This is a genomic window from Algoriphagus machipongonensis (assembly GCF_000166275.1).
GTDB classification, from domain to species: Bacteria; Bacteroidota; Bacteroidia; order Cytophagales; family Cyclobacteriaceae; genus Algoriphagus; species Algoriphagus machipongonensis.
The window spans coordinates 3949978-3966203 of sequence record NZ_CM001023.1 but is presented as its reverse complement, the minus strand read 5'-3'; the positions used below and the strand labels follow the sequence as shown (position 1 = coordinate 3966203).

The 16226-nt window shown below is 39.1% G+C and carries 13 protein-coding genes; 6 read left to right on the top strand and 7 right to left on the bottom strand.

Annotated elements, in window-relative coordinates:
- Positions 1-206: 206 nt before the first annotated feature.
- From ALPR1_RS16680 to ALPR1_RS16655, 6 genes are all read right to left on the bottom strand, one after another.
- Positions 207-1439, bottom strand: a complete 1233-nt coding sequence (locus ALPR1_RS16680) for a hypothetical protein (RefSeq protein ID WP_008202457.1) — start codon at positions 1437-1439, stop codon at positions 207-209.
- 83 nt (positions 1440-1522) lie between these two features.
- Positions 1523-2158 carry an MOSC domain-containing protein gene (locus ALPR1_RS16675; protein WP_008202456.1) on the bottom strand — a complete coding sequence of 212 codons (636 nt, stop codon included), beginning with the start codon at positions 2156-2158 and terminating at the stop codon, positions 1523-1525.
- Positions 2159-2364: 206 nt separating this feature from the next.
- A complete protein-coding gene (locus ALPR1_RS16670) occupies positions 2365-3198 on the bottom strand; it encodes a hypothetical protein (protein WP_008202454.1) in 834 nt (277 codons plus the stop codon).
- Between the two features lie 3 nt (positions 3199-3201).
- On the bottom strand, positions 3202-4152 hold the full coding sequence (locus tag ALPR1_RS16665) for a Smr/MutS family protein (RefSeq protein WP_008202452.1): 951 nt from the start codon (positions 4150-4152) through the stop codon (positions 3202-3204).
- Positions 4149-5447, bottom strand: a complete 1299-nt coding sequence (locus tag ALPR1_RS16660) for a cryptochrome/photolyase family protein (RefSeq protein ID WP_008202450.1) — start codon at positions 5445-5447, stop codon at positions 4149-4151. The genes ALPR1_RS16665 and ALPR1_RS16660 overlap by 4 nt, the downstream gene beginning before the upstream one ends.
- A 9-nt stretch (positions 5448-5456) precedes the next feature.
- Positions 5457-10001: a translocation/assembly module TamB domain-containing protein gene (locus tag ALPR1_RS16655; protein WP_008202448.1), complete on the bottom strand. Its 4545-nt coding sequence runs from the start codon at positions 9999-10001 to the stop codon at positions 5457-5459.
- Positions 10002-10111: 110 nt separating this feature from the next.
- Between ALPR1_RS16655 and tsaD the strand changes: the two genes are divergently transcribed.
- From tsaD to ALPR1_RS20435, 6 genes are all read left to right on the top strand, one after another.
- A complete protein-coding gene (gene tsaD, locus ALPR1_RS16650; protein ID WP_008202447.1) occupies positions 10112-11125 on the top strand; it encodes a tRNA (adenosine(37)-N6)-threonylcarbamoyltransferase complex transferase subunit TsaD in 1014 nt (337 codons plus the stop codon).
- 2 nt (positions 11126-11127) lie between these two features.
- A complete protein-coding gene (gene smpB, locus ALPR1_RS16645; RefSeq protein WP_008202445.1) occupies positions 11128-11595 on the top strand; it encodes an SsrA-binding protein in 468 nt (155 codons plus the stop codon).
- Entirely contained in the window at positions 11558-12355 is a 798-nt protein-coding gene (locus tag ALPR1_RS16640; protein WP_153231829.1) for an SH3 domain-containing protein, read from the top strand. Before smpB ends, ALPR1_RS16640 begins: the two co-directional genes overlap by 38 nt.
- 1 nt (position 12356) lies before the next feature.
- Positions 12357-12866: an HNH endonuclease gene (locus ALPR1_RS16635; RefSeq protein WP_008202441.1), complete on the top strand. Its 510-nt coding sequence runs from the start codon at positions 12357-12359 to the stop codon at positions 12864-12866.
- Positions 12867-12960: 94 nt separating this feature from the next.
- Entirely contained in the window at positions 12961-13401 is a 441-nt protein-coding gene (locus ALPR1_RS16630; protein ID WP_008202440.1) for a hypothetical protein, read from the top strand.
- 241 nt (positions 13402-13642) lie between these two features.
- Positions 13643-14311 carry a DUF502 domain-containing protein gene (locus ALPR1_RS20435; RefSeq protein WP_008202439.1) on the top strand — a complete coding sequence of 223 codons (669 nt, stop codon included), beginning with the start codon at positions 13643-13645 and terminating at the stop codon, positions 14309-14311.
- 17 nt (positions 14312-14328) lie between these two features.
- Here the strand turns inward: ALPR1_RS20435 and ALPR1_RS16620 are convergent, their stop codons facing one another.
- Positions 14329-16194, bottom strand: a complete 1866-nt coding sequence (locus ALPR1_RS16620) for an Nramp family divalent metal transporter (protein WP_008202438.1) — start codon at positions 16192-16194, stop codon at positions 14329-14331.
- Between the last annotated feature and the right edge of the window lie 32 nt (positions 16195-16226).

The following is a 16226-nucleotide window of genomic DNA, read 5'->3' as shown; positions in this document are numbered from 1 at the left end:
ACTAAATTACCTAGATTGAAAGCTAAGATGATAGCAATGCGACCAATGACGAGATTGCCTATCTATTCAACCATTTTTAGGAAGTGTATGGAGATTTGTAGTCGAAGAAAAGTTAGCTCCTTTAAAGCTTGGGCTAACTTAAGAAAGTTTGATTTTCAGAAGCTTGGTAGTGATAATCAATCTGAGTATGAAAGAATTTATCTGAATTAAATGTTTTCAATAACCTTTTCTGAAGGTTGAATTTGGATGGCTTCTACACTGGCCAACTCTTGAACCAGGCCGTAAAAATCTATCAAATCCCATCCAGGCTCCATTTTTTCCATCACTTCGTAGGAAGATATTGGGTTACCATCATTTAATTTTTCCAATAACTCAATGATTTGTGGGTTGTATTTTTTGGGAATTCTATGTCCTCTCGCAAAAATTAATATCTCATCTGGGTTGTGTAGATCCCAAATGAGAGGGAAAATTGATTTTCCTTGAAATAGAAAATCTACATTGGGAATTAAAGTTTTAGAATTCCTGATCGATTTTTTTCTAATGCCACCATTGCTTTTTAAGCTTGCCAACTTACGTTCTAACCGAATCGAAAGCTTTTTTTGGATGGTTTCAATACTTAACCTATCTGCCAATGAAGAAATGGACTCTTCCATACCTATAGGTTTGCCATAGTCACTATGTTCAATAAGCTTTTCCTCACCTGTCTCAACCAGTAATTCATTTTCAAACCTGTCCATTGGAGGGTTGATATAATCCAAAACTAGACTCATGGAGAAATCAGGTGTATCAGCAACATGATAGACATAATGAGGGATAAACATAGTATCCCCTGGATTCAATGGATATTTTTGACTTTCCTTTAGCATTTCAGAAATATTGTGAAATGTTTCCTTCTGATGCTGAATAGAATTGTAACGCGGACTATCCCAGGTATAAAAGATTTTCTTGCCTGGCCCTAGGTGAAAAAGGAAGCCATCTTCTCCAGTTGATTCTTTGTGGATGCCAAAAGGGGTAAAGCCATAGTTTCCCATAAAAAATAAAAATGAGAAACCATTTAAAGGCAAACCTGCCACCTTTAATAATGGATGAATTATCTTAGCGGCTTTTTCTGCAAATGAGTTGCTAAATTCTTCCAAGCCAATTAGAATCATTCCGAATTTTTGATCTTCAAAAATTTCTTTTGACCAGTATTCAAGGCTTTTTTCTTGAGTGGGAGGGTTTGCGATCATTTCCTGAATGAGATCGTTTCTAAGCTCTTTATTTATGTAGATTTTTAGGTGGTTATGTAGGTCCTCTTTAACTATAAACCCTTGTAAAACACTAATTAATAGCTGGATAACTTCCATGTTGTCGGAAGATGAAAGCAATTCTAAAGCACTCGCAGGTTTAGATAGTTTTTGAGTGTTTTCATAAAAATTCTCCCAGGCTTTAATATTCATTTTAAATAATGGGTTTGAAGTTTGATTTACTAGAGATATAGATAGCAAAAAGCATTTTGATTGATCAAAAAAGTAGTGAATCCCTACTCAAGCATGGCAGTCAATAAAATTCTTTTTTTTGGAGGGAGAGCTTTGCTTTTGGCCGCAATTTTCAAATGTTCTTGATTCTTTTCCTTGGCATGAATCAGATGGAATAGTTCGGCTACCGTAAGTCTTTCCTCAGGCAGATCTATAAGTTCAAATTCGTCACCCGGAGCCACATATCCTTCCTCCAATATGCTAAGGTAAGTTCCACCGAAGCCATGTTGGATAAATTGTTTGAGCACTTTTTGAGTGCCAAACTTATGCCCAAATTTGTAACAGGGTTCTCTGTATTGTGAAATTTGAACCACTGTTTCTCCCAACTTGTAAATCGCACCATGATAAACTTCCCGCTCATCAAATCCAGCGAGTGTCAAGTTTTCACCAAACATGCCCCAAGACCAATCTAAGTTAGGATATAGGTTTTTCCAATAGGGGTATTGCTCCGCTGAAAAGGTATAGCAGGCTTTGTAATACCCCCCATGATTAAGCCTATTGGATACCTCATCGCTGAGCACATCATTTTTGGTTAAAAAAATCGGTTTGTCTGTTGGTTTTTTATAGATCCCAGTACTTTCCTCTTTTCCGTTCCAAAGAAAAGTTGTGGGCTTAGCAATATTAGTAGAAATGATTTTCATTCTAAAAATTGGATTAGCTGAATTCCAGAGTAATATATTATGATTTTCTTAAAAATGAGAGTGCTTAAGTGGTAAGCAGGTACCAATTCTAAAACGAACTTAAAATCAATATAGGCAAAGGCTTTAGCGAGCGAATGGCAGCACTTCCTTTTTACGTTTTGTTGAACCTTGATTTTATGTGTGCCAAATGCACAATCAGGAAAAAGTTAAACCAATATTTTACTAAACAGCTGATGAGCTTGTTTTTCTGCCTGAGAGAAAAGAACCTTCTTTTGACTCTTGAGTTCGATTATCCAATCCAGATATTTTTGGGATGGAGCTTCTTTTTCAGCCACAAAATGAGTGAGTGACTGTAAAGAAAGCTGGTTGGAATACCATGGCTTTAAACTGTCTTTCAATGCTTTGATCTCTCCATGAATGCTTTCGACAAAAATTGGATTGAAACCCAAGTGGATCAAGAGGTTTTCTAGCATGATGATAGTTTTCAAGGCATCAAAAGTTTCCTTTAAAGCATTACTGTCCAAGTTTGCCTTCATCTCGAGTTGCAAAAAGCCCAATTCTTCATTGATGACCTGATGGATTGCCGAGCTTATTTCTAAAGGCTTTAACCCCTTGCTTGCTTGTAATGCTTCTATAAACAGGTGTTCCCAATTCTTGAGAGAACTACCCACTACAAGATCAAAAGTGTCATTATAAAGCTTCTTTTTCTGCTTAGTAAGATGCTGGCAATAGCTTTTATAGCTCTGCTTTGTTTTTCTTTCCTGCTCTAAAAAATTACGTTCCACCAATTTAAGATGGTGAACTTTACGCAGGTACTTTTCCAGTCTTTTAAACGAGGAAAAGATATCAAACTCCAGCCCTTCTTGTTCGAAATGTATTTTACCTAGCATTTTGCAGTAAAGTTCGAGGAACTCCATCTTGCCCAAAAGCTCAATACACTTTTTGGATTTGATTTGCTTACCCAGCACCAAGAAAAGCGCTTTGGCTTCGGTGTGCTGCCGCTCAAAAACTTGAAAAACCGGAGAGACCTTCGTCTGCATGATTTAGGAAATTTTCACCAGGGTGGCACCATAACCCCACTGGTCTTTCTGTGTATCTTGAAAGTACTTAATATTTCCTAATTGACTCAAATGACGGTGAATTTCTTTTCGTAAAACTCCATTTCCTATTCCATGGATAAAAGTAATCTCATCCATTCCACTTGCTATAGCCTGATCCAGGTTCTTTTCAAAAACCTCCATTTGAAGCTTTAACATGGCTGAATTGCTCATCCCTAAGGGAGTGGTAGTCAACTTTTCTATATGCAAGTCAATCGATCTAGGTGGTTTTTTTGCCGAATGTGGTTCAGATTTTCCTTGAATACTTTCAAGCTCCTGGTTCAAAGCTTTGATGTCAAGCTCTTTCGTCGTTTGCTCTAGATGGAATAAATAAGCGGTTTTTCCTAAAAGTGGGGCTTTGCTCAAGTGCTTAAAAAACTGAGTTGCTTTCATCTTTAATTGCCTCTCAAAAGCCGGTAGGGCTTTCTCAAGTCGGTCTTGAATGGGAATGAACCGAAGTAGAAAAGAAGGCCATTCGTCCATTTCCTTCAGCAACCGATCGTCAAATTTTTGGGTTTCTCCAGCCCGCAGGGTTCCTGCCATCAGGGTTCGATGATTGTCACCAAAAACTTCCGAAACATGTGCTAAATAGGACTTTTTGCTATCGTTAATCAAATAGAGACTCAGACTCTGATCGTTAATTGGAACAAAAGCCAAGTACAAACCTTGATCTTTTGGGGCTGAGATCGTTTGTGGTATTTCCGGTTCAGGGGTGTTAGATTCCTGTTCTCCAAAATATTTCTTTTCTGTTTCATGAATGACAACCACTTCATTTTTTAGGGCTGGAATCATAAAACCATCTTCAATTTCAATTTCTATTCTTCCGCTGGAGGAAATTTTTCGGATAACTCCCTCTTCAGTTCCTCTCAATAATCTTACTCTATCTCCTATATTCATCGATCTAAGGCTTTTTTATATGTATCCAGTGCTCTTTGTCTGGCGAATTTATGATCTACAATCGGTTTTGGATACTTTTCCGTTCCAAATTCCGGGATCCATTTTTTGATATACTTAAGATCTTTGTCAAATTTCTCTGTTTGGGAACTTGGATTAAAGACTCTAAAATAAGGTTGTGCATCTGTTCCTGTTCCTGCAGCCCATTGCCAGCCTCCATTATTTGCTGCCAAGTCAAAATCCAATAGTTTTTTGGCAAAGTAGGCCTCTCCCCAACGCCAATCAATCAGCAAGTGTTTAGTTAGAAAAGATGCTACGATCATCCTAACACGGTTATGCATATATCCTGTTTGGTTTAATTCACGCATACCTGCATCCACAATAGGATAACCTGTTTTCCCTTCACACCAGGCTTTAAATTCCTCCTCATTATTTCTCCATGGGATTTGATCATAGGCAGGTTTAAAAGCCTTATCTACCACCTGAGGATTATAATCCAGGATCATCATATAGAATTCCCGCCAGATTAATTCATTTAAATAGGTCTCATTCAGTGATGCTGCTTTCAAAGCAAGCTGACGGATTGAAATCGTTCCAAATCTTAAATGAATTCCAAGTCTAGAGGTTCCATTTTCAGCCGGAAAGTTTCGTGTTTTATCATAATACTTGATGATTTCCTCGTTGGGATTGGAGCTGGGTATAGAAATACTCGATCTTTCAAAACCCATTTCTTTTAAAGAGATCAAGGGTTCAGGCTTGGTCTGATATAGGTTTTTCCAGTGAAAATAGGAGAGAGCTTCGATGTTTGTTTCTTCAAATTTGCTAAGCCAAACGCGGCTGAAAGGAGTGAAAACTTTGTAGAATTCTCCTGACCCATTTAGAATTTCTCCTGGCTCGAAAATCACCTGGTCCTTAAATGTTAAAAAGCTGATACCCTTTTCTTCTGCAAGCTTTTCAATGGCACGATCGCGCTTTTTGGCATAGGGCTCGTAATCACGATTCGTGTAAATAGCCTGAATTTCAAACTTTTTGATAAGCTCCTGATAAACTTCCTCAGGAGTGCCATACTTCACTAAAAGGGTGCTTCCTTTTTTTTCTAGCTCCTCTTTTAAATTTTGAATTTGATCATGAATAAAACTGACACGAGCATCAGTTTTGTCTTCCAGATCGTCGAGGATAGTTCGGTCAAAAATAAATAATGGCAATACATCGGTTTCCTGTTGCAGGGCATAATATAAGCCTGTATTATCCTCCAATCGAAGGTCTCTACGGAACCAAAAAACACTTAACTTTTTCATAAAATCACTTTACTTCAAAAGCTCTATTCGAAGGAAATTGTTTAAGGAATCTTGTTTGGCAGGAACAGAATCTGATTTTGGTTGAGATTGCCTAATACGATCTAAGGAGTCAAGACGGTTTTCTATATTGTCTAGATTGATTGGTGTCCATCGTTCCCCATCCTCATAATTGTACCGAAGGAAATCATCTGTATCATTAATCCTAAGCTTTTCATCCTTCTTTCGTGTCAATTTTTGAAAGAGCTCTGAAAAGGAGTTGAACGAAACATTTTGGGATAATGAAACCCCGTAGGTTGCAACATTTTTAGAAAGCGAAAGTGAGGTAAATACGTTGAAGTTATTTCTGTTGAAAATTCTGATTCGATATACCCCATCTTCTGTCAGCAGGTATTCTGCCTGCCAATCCCCAATAATGGAAGCGGCATTTGCATTTCCTTGATTATTGGTAAATCCTCCATCTCTAGAAACTCTCAACCTCCCATCCAAAAAGGTATAGGCTACAGAAAGCTGGAAAGTTTCAAGGGTATTGGCATCCAAAGAGGCTAAATCCACATCGATTTCAAGATTTTTATCCACTTGGCCCAAGAAGGCATTGAGTTGGGATGAAAGAAGCTGTCCCAAACTGGATGAAATATTGGCCACACCAGAGAACTGACCTTCAGGAGAAAACGATCTGGACATGATCACAGAGAAAACCTGCCTGTTTTTTTCCTGTTCGTCATTCGCTATGCGGTTTTGGAAGGCGGAAACAGTGGTTTGAATATCTCCACTTGAAGGGAACTGACTGAAGTCAAATCCAAAATCAATGTTGGGTGAAAGAAGAGCTCCTTCCAAGTCCATAATTACTTTGACAGGGTATCTTCTTCGGGATTGGGTATTGTCAGGATCGGTGGTGGTTGTAGCATTTAGGAGAGGCTGAATAGATACGTTTTCTACGTATTCAGCAGTCAAATCCATCACCCCTTCATAGGGGTCGCCATACCAGGTAATTCTACCGCCGGGCCTAATGTTAAATTGTTTTTTGACAATGTTATAGAGAGAGAAATTGTATTTCCCTTCTGTGATCTCATAGTTTCCAGTCAGTGAGAAATTCCCCTGTGTATCGATGTTCATATTTAAAACACCTCGACCTCTACCAGTAATTCCTTCTTCAGTTCTAGGGTCAATGATGATTTCTGCCAAAGCATCCGGTGTGATATCCAGGATGAAATTCATCCTGATATTTTCAATGTCCAAACGATTGATTTCCTCCGTTACTTCGCGTACCCTTACCGTATCCTGGATGTTGATAATGTGGATGAATTCCTCTTGAGCAACTCGCGAATCATCTGCCAGTGGAATGAAAATCCGTGTATTGGGCTGGCTGGTAGCTCGAGCATTAATATCCAAGTTCGTGGTGCTCCCCAAAATATCTAAAGTTCCACTTACAAATGCGCTTCCATAAAAAGTTTGGTTGTCTTTTGCAGTTGTGTTGAGTACTTGGAAATTGGTGAGATTGGATTTGATGTTCAGGTAAAAATCCTTGAATCCGGAATGGTCTATTCCACCAGTCAAATAGGCTCTGTTTCCATTAACGTCTTTCAAGATCAGGTCTCTAAAACTGATCTGTTTTGGCTTGAATCCTATGTTTCCATCCAAGAGGTAGGAAGTATTGAGGAAGTTTACTCTAAGCTCTCCTCCTCTGACCACGCCTGTTCCCAGAACCTCAGGATTTGCTGTGGTCCCACGAATCTGGAAGTCCCCACTTACAGTACCTCCCATTTGGGATAAGTAATTGGAAAGGAAAGGCTCCAGAATCAATAAGTTGGTTTCGCTGAGGTTTGCATCAATATTGATGTCCTGGTATTCCAAACCAATCTCACCTTCCATGTCGATGGTTTTTTTATCACCTCGTGTATTGGTAAGATTAACTGCGAGTCGATCGCTATTAAGGTCAGCTACGCCACGTAGATTTCCTATGAGAAAACTATTGATTTTTAGGCTGTCAATGCCAATATCACCTTGTAACAATGGTTTTTCAAAAACATCCTCAACTGCCAGAACTCCATTGGCTGTCCCCTCAAATTCCTGAGGAACCAAAGTGTTTAAAAGATCTACGTTGACTTGATTGAGAGAAAGCTGAAGTTGTTCCAATGGGTCATCTGAGATTGAACCATCCAGCGCAATGAACTGGTTTTCATGCTGGATTTTAACATTGGAAAAACTGATATTTCCCGGTATGATGGTAATGAGGTTTTCATTGGCAAATTTCCACTCCCGATCCAAAACAACGAGGGAGGATGGGTCGAAAGAGATCTTGGTGTTTTGCGCAGAAAATTGAGCATTTGCATTGATCCGAGCTGAACTTTGGGTGGAGTCTTGATCTAAAGTGAAGTCCAAGGCAACTTTATTTTGATCCCAGATGGCTTCCAGACCAAGGTTTGAAAACTCTATTTTTTTACCCAATTCCTGGGCTTTTGAATAGATGTAAAAGGATGCTAAAATATCCTCTGAGTTAATGATTTTAGAGGTGTTAAAGTCAATATTGGTAGCATAAGCAGTTTTATTCTTGTAAGAAAGCGTATCAATGCTCGTGAAAAAATTAAATACAGTGTTCTCGGGCGTTTGGTAAAATGCTCCTTCCAAAATCGTGTTTTTGGAAATGGATAAGTCGGGTTCGAAAAGCTGAACAATTGGGTTGACGTCAAACATCCGAATGTTCAAATCCAGATTGTAGGTTTCAGAAAAGATACTTTCCAAATCAGCCACTGGCTGAGGTTCATTCAGGATAATGGCTATGTATTGATCCAGAAGAACATCCAGATCTTTAGAAATCCGCTCCAAATTAAATTGCCCAGAAGCTGCTGCTACGAGATAATCTGAGTTGATAGACATGGTTCTGGTCCCTCCGGCAAAAAGTGATTGGAAGTTGAAGTCTCCTAATTCTAGGAAACGATCTTCAAAACCAACTTCCATATCGGTAAACCTAGCGATCCCCTGAATGTCATCTATTTTTACCCCTTTGGTGTCAATGTTCAGGTGTCCACTGAGGTAGTTGAGCTTATCCGTTAGGTTGATTGTCTGTAAAAACGCAGTGTCAAGATTTACCTGCATTCTAACAGAGTCCACTGATTGATTTAAATTAAGTAGTCCAGTAGCCTGCATTTTAAGATTTGGATCGGCTATTTCCAGATTCCCTTTAAATAGGTTTAACCCATAGGTGGCATCGGTTGAAATTTGGGAGAAATTATAATTGTTTAACCCTATTTTACTAATGTCTGCATCTAATCCGATCAGTATATTTTCTCTGGAATCTCCTTGTAAGGTTACATTTCCATCCAAACTGACCTTTTGAAAGAGCGCTCTGTCTTCTGCCAAGATCCCAAGGTCTAATTCGTTGATCGTTACTCTGGAAACGACGGATGGTTTGCCGTCTACCAAATCAAAGTTGATTCTACCCTTGATATCACCTATGCTGGTTTTGAAATCTCCGGAGGTATTAAATCTTCTTAGGTAACCCGCAAAATCACCATCAAATCGAATCGTATTAAATTTAAAAATCTCCTTTTCAATTTCCGGATTTAAATAAGGGCCTAAATCTCTGGCCAAAACTGTTGAATTCTGCAAAGAGAGATTGATATAGGTGTCATCGATGTTGGGTAGACCATCAAGTTGAAAAGCTCCAAAAAGTGCTGTTTTCTGTCCCAATCGGATCAGGAACTCATCTGACTTCATATCAGAGATGGTTCCAGAGACTTCCCCGCTGAGATAAATTTCATCTTCAATCGGAGGGAGGTTTGGGGCAAATTTTCTAAGATCCTCCAAGTTGATTTTGGACTCATCCATTTTTGCCAAAAGCTCTACATCTGTGACAAAATTTGCCAAAGCTGTATCTGAAAGGAAATCAAAACGAAGGTAATTTTTGATATGTGTTTTTTCAGATCTTAAGCTCAAATCAGCAAACTCCATGAATTCTGGAGAGTACTTAAAATCTGTGATCAATTCCTGAATTTCGAGATTGGAGGAGCCTTCATTCCCTGTAATCATTCTGATGTTGACGCCTATTTCTGCTCCCTGAACATAGAAATCCTCAGCATTACAGAATACGTTTTCAAACTTGAGATGATTGTAATCAAAACCAGTTTCAAATAGCTCGTAATTTAAATTTTCTATGTAGACGGTACCTTCCCGAATTTTAACCTGATCGATTCCAAACTTTGCGGTAGAACTTGAGCTATTTCCGGAACCAAATATTTCTCCCAATTGTATTACCCACAAATTAATGTTCAGAATGCTGTCACCTGCATGATTGATCAGGTGGAGATTTGGGTTGCCCAGACGGACTTCTTCCAATTTGGGATTGATAGAGCCGATTAATGAGGGAAGTTCAAAGTCTACCTCAATTTGCTTGGCACCAATCATTAAGCTGTCTTTGTGGTCCCGAATCGTGACATCCTGTAGTTTTACAGCATCCCACCAAGTTAGAGTGATCTTGCCTATATCAGTCGTGAAGTCACTTCGCTTATTGATATAGGTGGTAACCTGGTCTACAGCCCAATTTTGGACAGCAGTCACCTGAAGACAAAGTGCAATGAAAATGAGTAGAAATAAGAGGGATATAACTATCCATAGGATAATACGAAACGCTTTGTGCAAAAAATCCGTAACTTTCGCGTTCTTTTCCAATGGGTACCAACGATAACTTTATTCTAGCAATTGAATCCTCGTGCGACGAGACTTCTGCCTCTATCATCCAAGATGGCAAAGTACTTAATAATATTGTCGCCACACAATCAGTCCACGAAAAATATGGGGGCGTGGTTCCGGAATTAGCTTCTCGGGCTCATCAGGAAAACCTTATCCCAGTCGTTCAGGAGGCTGTTTCTTCTGCAGGGATCAATTTAGATCAGCTTTCGGCGGTTGCATTTACCAGAGGTCCGGGTCTGATGGGTTCCCTTTTGGTGGGGGTTAGTTTTGCCAAAGCCCTGGCATTTGGAAAAAACATTCCTTTAATAGAGGTGAACCATATGCAAGCGCATATTTTGGCCCATTTTATTGAAGACCCAAAGCCTTCTTTTCCATTCATTTGCCTGACAGTAAGTGGTGGGCACACCCAGTTAGTGCTTGTTAGAGATTTTCTTCAAATGGAGGTGATAGGAGAAACGCAAGATGATGCCGTAGGAGAAGCATTTGATAAAACTGCGAAATTATTGGGCTTACCTTACCCAGGAGGCCCCTTAATCGATAAATATGCAAAAGAAGGGGATCCTAAAGCTTTTAAATTTCCAGTAACAAGAATGCCCGGTTTAAATTATTCTTTTAGTGGTATCAAAACTGCAGTATTGTATTTCCTGAGAGATCAATTGGAAGAAAATCCCAAGTTCATAGAGGAGAATTTGAATGATCTTTGTGCGAGTATACAATATACCCTGATCGAGATGCTGCAGATAAAACTCAAACAAGCTGTGAAGCAATATGGAATTCGAGAAATTGCTATCGCTGGGGGAGTATCTGCAAATTCAGGATTAAGGAATAGTTTACAGGTATTAGCTGAAAAGCATCAATGGAATGTATATATTCCTAAGTTTGAATATTGTACAGACAATGCAGCCATGATTGCCATGGCCGCGTACTACAAGTATTTGGCAAAGGACTTTTCATCCTATGAAGTGACTCCTTTGGCAAAAATGAAATTCTAAAAATGGCGAAGTCAAAAAAGTTTGAAAAAATCATCAATATCAAAAATAAGAAAGCGAGTTTTCAATTTGAATTCATCGATACTTATACCTGTGGGATGGTTTTGAAAGGAACTGAAATCAAGTCTATTCGAGAAAGTAAAATTTCCTTGACAGAAGCCTTTTGTGTTTTTTTGAGAGGCGAATTATATGTGAGACAAATGCACATTGCGCCTTATTCCATGGCTGCTAACTACAATCATGCAGCTATCAGAGATAGAAAGCTTCTGCTGAGCAAGAAAGAACTAGAAAAATTGGAAACTAAGTCGCAGGAAAAAGGTCTGTCTATCATTCCAGTTCGTATATTTATCAATGACCGAGGATTAGCAAAGATGGAAATTGCTCTAGGTCGAGGCAAAAAGCTTCATGATAAACGACACGACCTGAAAGAAAAAGATGCGAAAAGAGAACTCCAGCGAATGGCCCTTGACTGATGTTTATGGGATATGCCGCCAGTCTATTTTACCGCTCTACAAAGAACCTAGTTTCGATTCTGCATTAGTCTCCCAATTACTTTTTGGGGAGTGCTACCAAGTGCGGAAGATCACCTCGACCCAGAATTGGTATAAAATTTTTCATGAAGACACCGAATTGGAAGGCTGGATTACATCCAAATCTCTCAAAAACATCAATTCAGACGAGTATCAAGAATTTCTAAATCAAGATTTCCAAGTTGTCACCAGCCCAGTAGCGGTGATAGAATATCTGGGCACAAATCTTTATTTACTTCCCGGAAGTAGACTGCATTTTTCAGATTTGGAATTGTTCAACTGGCAAGATCATATCGGGTTTACTGGGTCTGTTAGAAGCCATGCCATCAAATCTAGTAGGGAGGAATTGATCGATATAGCGCTAAAATATCTCAATGCTCCTTTCCAGTCTGGAGGTAGAAGCATTTTTGGTTTGGATGAGAAATTGGGCTTTGCATTAATTTATTCAACAGCGGGATATGGGTGGAAAGATCAACGACTTCCAGGAAAAATGATCCCTTCCTCAAACATTATCCCGGGAGATTTGCTTATTTTCAAGGATTTAGAGAGTAAAATTACTCATATGTCAATGTATTTGGGTGCGGAAGAAGTCATGTGGATGGATGAAAAAATGAAAATCTCCGATATTGACGAATGGGAATCAATTCAAAAAACTAATGCTGGAAGCCGCTTTGAGGTGGAAGGCAGGTCAATTTTAAGTTAGCATGGAAAAAAGAGTATTGGTTTTGAATTTGGATCATTCTCCGGTGGCAGTAGTCCCTGTGCAAAAAGCAATCGTCTTATTACTTTTAGAAAAAGCTAGTTGCCTGACTACTTATGAGCTTTTAAAAATCAGGACGGTAAGTCGAAATTTTGAATACCCGGCTGTCATTCGTCTCGTTGACTATAAAAATATACCTTACCGTGGGGTGCTACTTAATCGTTCTAATTTATTCAAAAGAGATAATGGAGAATGCCAATATTGTGGAAGCAAAAAGCATCTCACAGTGGATCATGTAGTTCCCAGGTCCAAAGGAGGTAAAACGAATTGGATGAACCTTGTCACTGCCTGCCATAGGTGCAATGTCAATAAAGGCGATAAGTCTCCTGAACAAGCTGGTTTAACTTTAAGAAATGAGCCATTTAGGCCTACTTTATCCTATTTTTTAGCAGAATATGCAGAAAGACAAGCTGCTGAATGGTTGCCATTCTTGGCTAGCAAAGCAGTAAGCTAGATCCAGAACCGTATTTTATTTCCGGAATTTTATCCTCGAAAATGAATATCGAAGGCAATGTGATTTTTGGCAAAGAAATTGCCTTTCATTGAATATGAAGTTTTCGTTAATCTATTCTCTTTTTTTGACGCTTGCAATGAGCTGGAATCAGGCTCAATATGAAGAGCTGATAGGGAGTTGGCAATTAGTTGATTTTGATGGTATCAAAAAGTTGAAGTCATCTGCACAATATCTTGGTTCAAGTGCTGCTTTCAGAGAAGATATGGAAGCGAAGATAAAATTCAGACTTGAAAACACTGTTTATAAATTTCTCCCAGGGGATACTTTAGCTTATACCGATTTCGTGAAAAGTGAGATAATCCTAAGGAAGGCTAAAGTTGAATTAGGAGAAGATCATATTCTCAAAATTTATGATGCTGACCAAGTGAGAGAAGCCAAAATTGTAGAATTAGATGAAAACAGGTTGGTATTAGAGCCTGTTTCTAGTAGCTCGAATAGTGCGGGGAAGTTGTACTTTGAACGCAAATTTGAATAATAAAGAAAGTAGATCAATCACCTAGATCGGGACCGTCCTTATGGACGGTCTTTTTTATTTAAAGGAAAGAAAGTTCTCGTTTTTGAGGAATTTACTCCCCAAATCAATAAATCCATTTTTTAGTATTGCACTTTTTACGCTGGCTGAGTGTGATTTTGGGTTTGGTATAGTTTTGAAGATTAGTAAAATGACAAGGATCTAAATTCAATTCCTTGATTATTAACATTCTGACCCTAAGACCATGCTTCCTGAAACAAATGAAATAGTATCAACCGAGCCAAATAATAAAAGAGGATTTCTTCAGGATACCATGATCCAAGGGTTTTTGATTTTGCTTCCGTTAACAATTATCCTAATACTTCTATCGGTCGTATTTAATTTCATTTTTAAAATAGTGGCCCCACTTAGCGCATTAATCGACGGGGGTGGAGGAGAGCCGCATTGGTTTATTAATGTGCTATCATTAGGGATATTCTGCGTATTTGTTTTCGGGATAGGAGTACTTGTACGCAATAAAGTAGGGAAAGTCTATTTCAAGGGTTTTGAGAGAAAATACTTGTCAAAAATCCCATTGTATAGTCTGATTCACCAGACAGTGTACCAGTTCATTGGAGTGAAAAAATTACCTTTTTCTGAGGTTGTTTTGATTGATCCCTTTAATACCGGTACAAAAATGACTGGCTTTATTACCGATCAGGTAAATGATGATTATGTGACCGTTTTTGTTCCCACTGCTCCAAATCCCACCAATGGGAATATTTATCATGTCAAAAGGAAAGATGTAACACTTTTGGATGTCTCCACTCAGGATGCCATGCGTACAATCATGGGGATGGGCGCTGGGACCAAAGGTTTATTAGCAAAATCTGACCTTAAGGCTAGTGAGCCGCTAGTACCTAAAGAAGCATAGCAAGACATTTGATTTATCTATTGAACGATCAGAATAGGCGTATCGATTTTATGCCTCAATTTATTGACCGTAGTTCCAAATAGCAGGTCTTTGATGCCCGAGTGGCCATGAGCTCCCATGATCACTAAATCTACTTTTTGATCATTGACGATTTTTGCTATTTCAGTTGCAGCTACTCCAAAGCCTAATTCATGGCTAGCATTGTATCCGAGAGAAATTAACTTATCCTGATATTGAATTAAGCTGTTCACATCTTGTTGCGTCTCATGATCTAAAGTGTTTTTTCCTAGATATCTGGCAGCAGCACTTTCTACCACATGAACGAATAAATAATTGGCAGACTTTCCTCCTAGTTTTATAGCATTTTGGATGATCGCCTGCGTATTATCCGAAAAGTCTACTGCAATAGCAATGTGTTGGTAACTAATAGGTTGCCCTTCTATGAAATCTACTCCTTTGGCATGGGGAACCAAGCGTTTCTTTAATTCTCCTGGTTTAATGAATGGGTGAATAAAGATGTAAACCAATAAGGCAAAACAGGCCAATATCAGTGGGATAACAATGGTGTAAAGGTAAATAGCATTGTCTCCTGCAGTTACTAGCCACCCTTGAAGTTCATTTATAACCAATTGGATGTTCAAGAAAACAATGATTCCAGCACAAACCCATGCGAGGATTTTTACCCATAATTTGATGGTGTGCTCCTTCATTAATTTCCGATCCGAATTGAAATGAATCAACGGGATTACGGCAAAACCTAATTGTAAACTCAGTACCACTTGACTCAATACCAACAACCTTCCAAGAGCTTCTTCTCCAAAATATAGAATGGTAATAATGGCTGGAATAATAGCAATAAGCCTTGTGATCATCCTTCTCACCCAAGGTTGAATCCTTAGTTTTAGGTGACCTTCCATTACAATCTGTCCTGCCAGCGTTCCTGTGATCGTGGAGCTTTGTCCTGCTGCGATCAAAGCTATCGCAAAGAAGGTTGGAGCGATTTTCCCGAATAAGTTTTCCAGAAGTTTGGAGGCATCCTGAATTTCTGCCACATCATAAAACCCATTGACATGGAATGCTGCAGCAGCTAAGATTAAGATGGCGGCATTCACCAAAAAAGCAAGGTTGAGCGCAATAGCAGAATCGATGAAATTAAACTTCAGGGCATTTTTTATGCTTTTAGTAGAGGGATCGATTTTTCTAGTCTGCACAAGGGAGGAGTGGAGGTATAAGTTATGGGGCATAACTGTCGCTCCGATAATACCAATAGCAATATAAAGTGCATTCCCGCTTAGCGACGAGGGTACCATTCCTTTGACCACTTCACCGTAAACGGGCCCTACAATAAACATCTCCACCACAAATGAAAAGCCGATGATGGATACCAAGGAAATGATAAATAGCTCCATGGTACGCATTCCTTTGTTTAATAGGAATAGAAGGAGTAAGGTGTCCAAAGCAGTAATCGCAACACCCCAAATAAGTGGCAAGTCAAACAATAAGTTAAGACCAATCGCCATTCCCACGATCTCTGCCAAATCACAGGCAGCAATTGCAATCTCAGCTAATATATAGAGCGGGATATTTGCCCATTTTGGATAAGCTTGCTTGGATGCTTGGGCCAAGTCTAGCTTACATACCACGCCAAGTCTAGCGCTAAGTGACTGAAGCAACAAAGCCATTAAATTGGACATCAAAAGCACCCAAAGGAGCTTGTACCCAAACTCTGATCCACCGGCAAGATCTGTGGCCCAGTTTCCTGGGTCCATATATCCCACACTTACTAAGTAAGCAGGACCTAAAAACGCTAATATTTTTCTCCAGCCTTTTTTATTATGGGTTGGAACACTACCGTGTACTTCACTGAGCGATTCTGAACTCACAGGGTTGGTGGTTTGGTTTGAAAGTCTAATTC

What these genes read in the sequence shown, in the direction of transcription:
- ALPR1_RS16675 (WP_008202456.1), bottom strand. Translation starts at nt 2,158, where the DNA reads ATGAAAATCATTTCTACTAATATTGCTAAGCCCACAACTTTTCTTTGG.
- ALPR1_RS16680 (WP_008202457.1), bottom strand. Translation starts at nt 1,439, where the DNA reads ATGAATATTAAAGCCTGGGAGAATTTTTATGAAAACACTCAAAAACTA.
- ALPR1_RS16630 (WP_008202440.1), top strand. Translation starts at nt 12,961, where the DNA reads ATGAAGTTTTCGTTAATCTATTCTCTTTTTTTGACGCTTGCAATGAGC.
- ALPR1_RS16670 (WP_008202454.1), bottom strand. Translation starts at nt 3,198, where the DNA reads ATGCAGACGAAGGTCTCTCCGGTTTTTCAAGTTTTTGAGCGGCAGCAC.
- ALPR1_RS20435 (WP_008202439.1), top strand. Translation starts at nt 13,643, where the DNA reads ATGCTTCCTGAAACAAATGAAATAGTATCAACCGAGCCAAATAATAAA.
- ALPR1_RS16640 (WP_153231829.1), top strand. Translation starts at nt 11,558, where the DNA reads ATGCGAAAAGAGAACTCCAGCGAATGGCCCTTGACTGATGTTTATGGG.
- ALPR1_RS16635 (WP_008202441.1), top strand. Translation starts at nt 12,357, where the DNA reads ATGGAAAAAAGAGTATTGGTTTTGAATTTGGATCATTCTCCGGTGGCA.
- ALPR1_RS16660 (WP_008202450.1), bottom strand. Translation starts at nt 5,447, where the DNA reads ATGAAAAAGTTAAGTGTTTTTTGGTTCCGTAGAGACCTTCGATTGGAG.
- smpB (WP_008202445.1), top strand. Translation starts at nt 11,128, where the DNA reads ATGGCGAAGTCAAAAAAGTTTGAAAAAATCATCAATATCAAAAATAAG.
- tsaD (WP_008202447.1), top strand. Translation starts at nt 10,112, where the DNA reads ATGGGTACCAACGATAACTTTATTCTAGCAATTGAATCCTCGTGCGAC.
- ALPR1_RS16665 (WP_008202452.1), bottom strand. Translation starts at nt 4,152, where the DNA reads ATGAATATAGGAGATAGAGTAAGATTATTGAGAGGAACTGAAGAGGGA.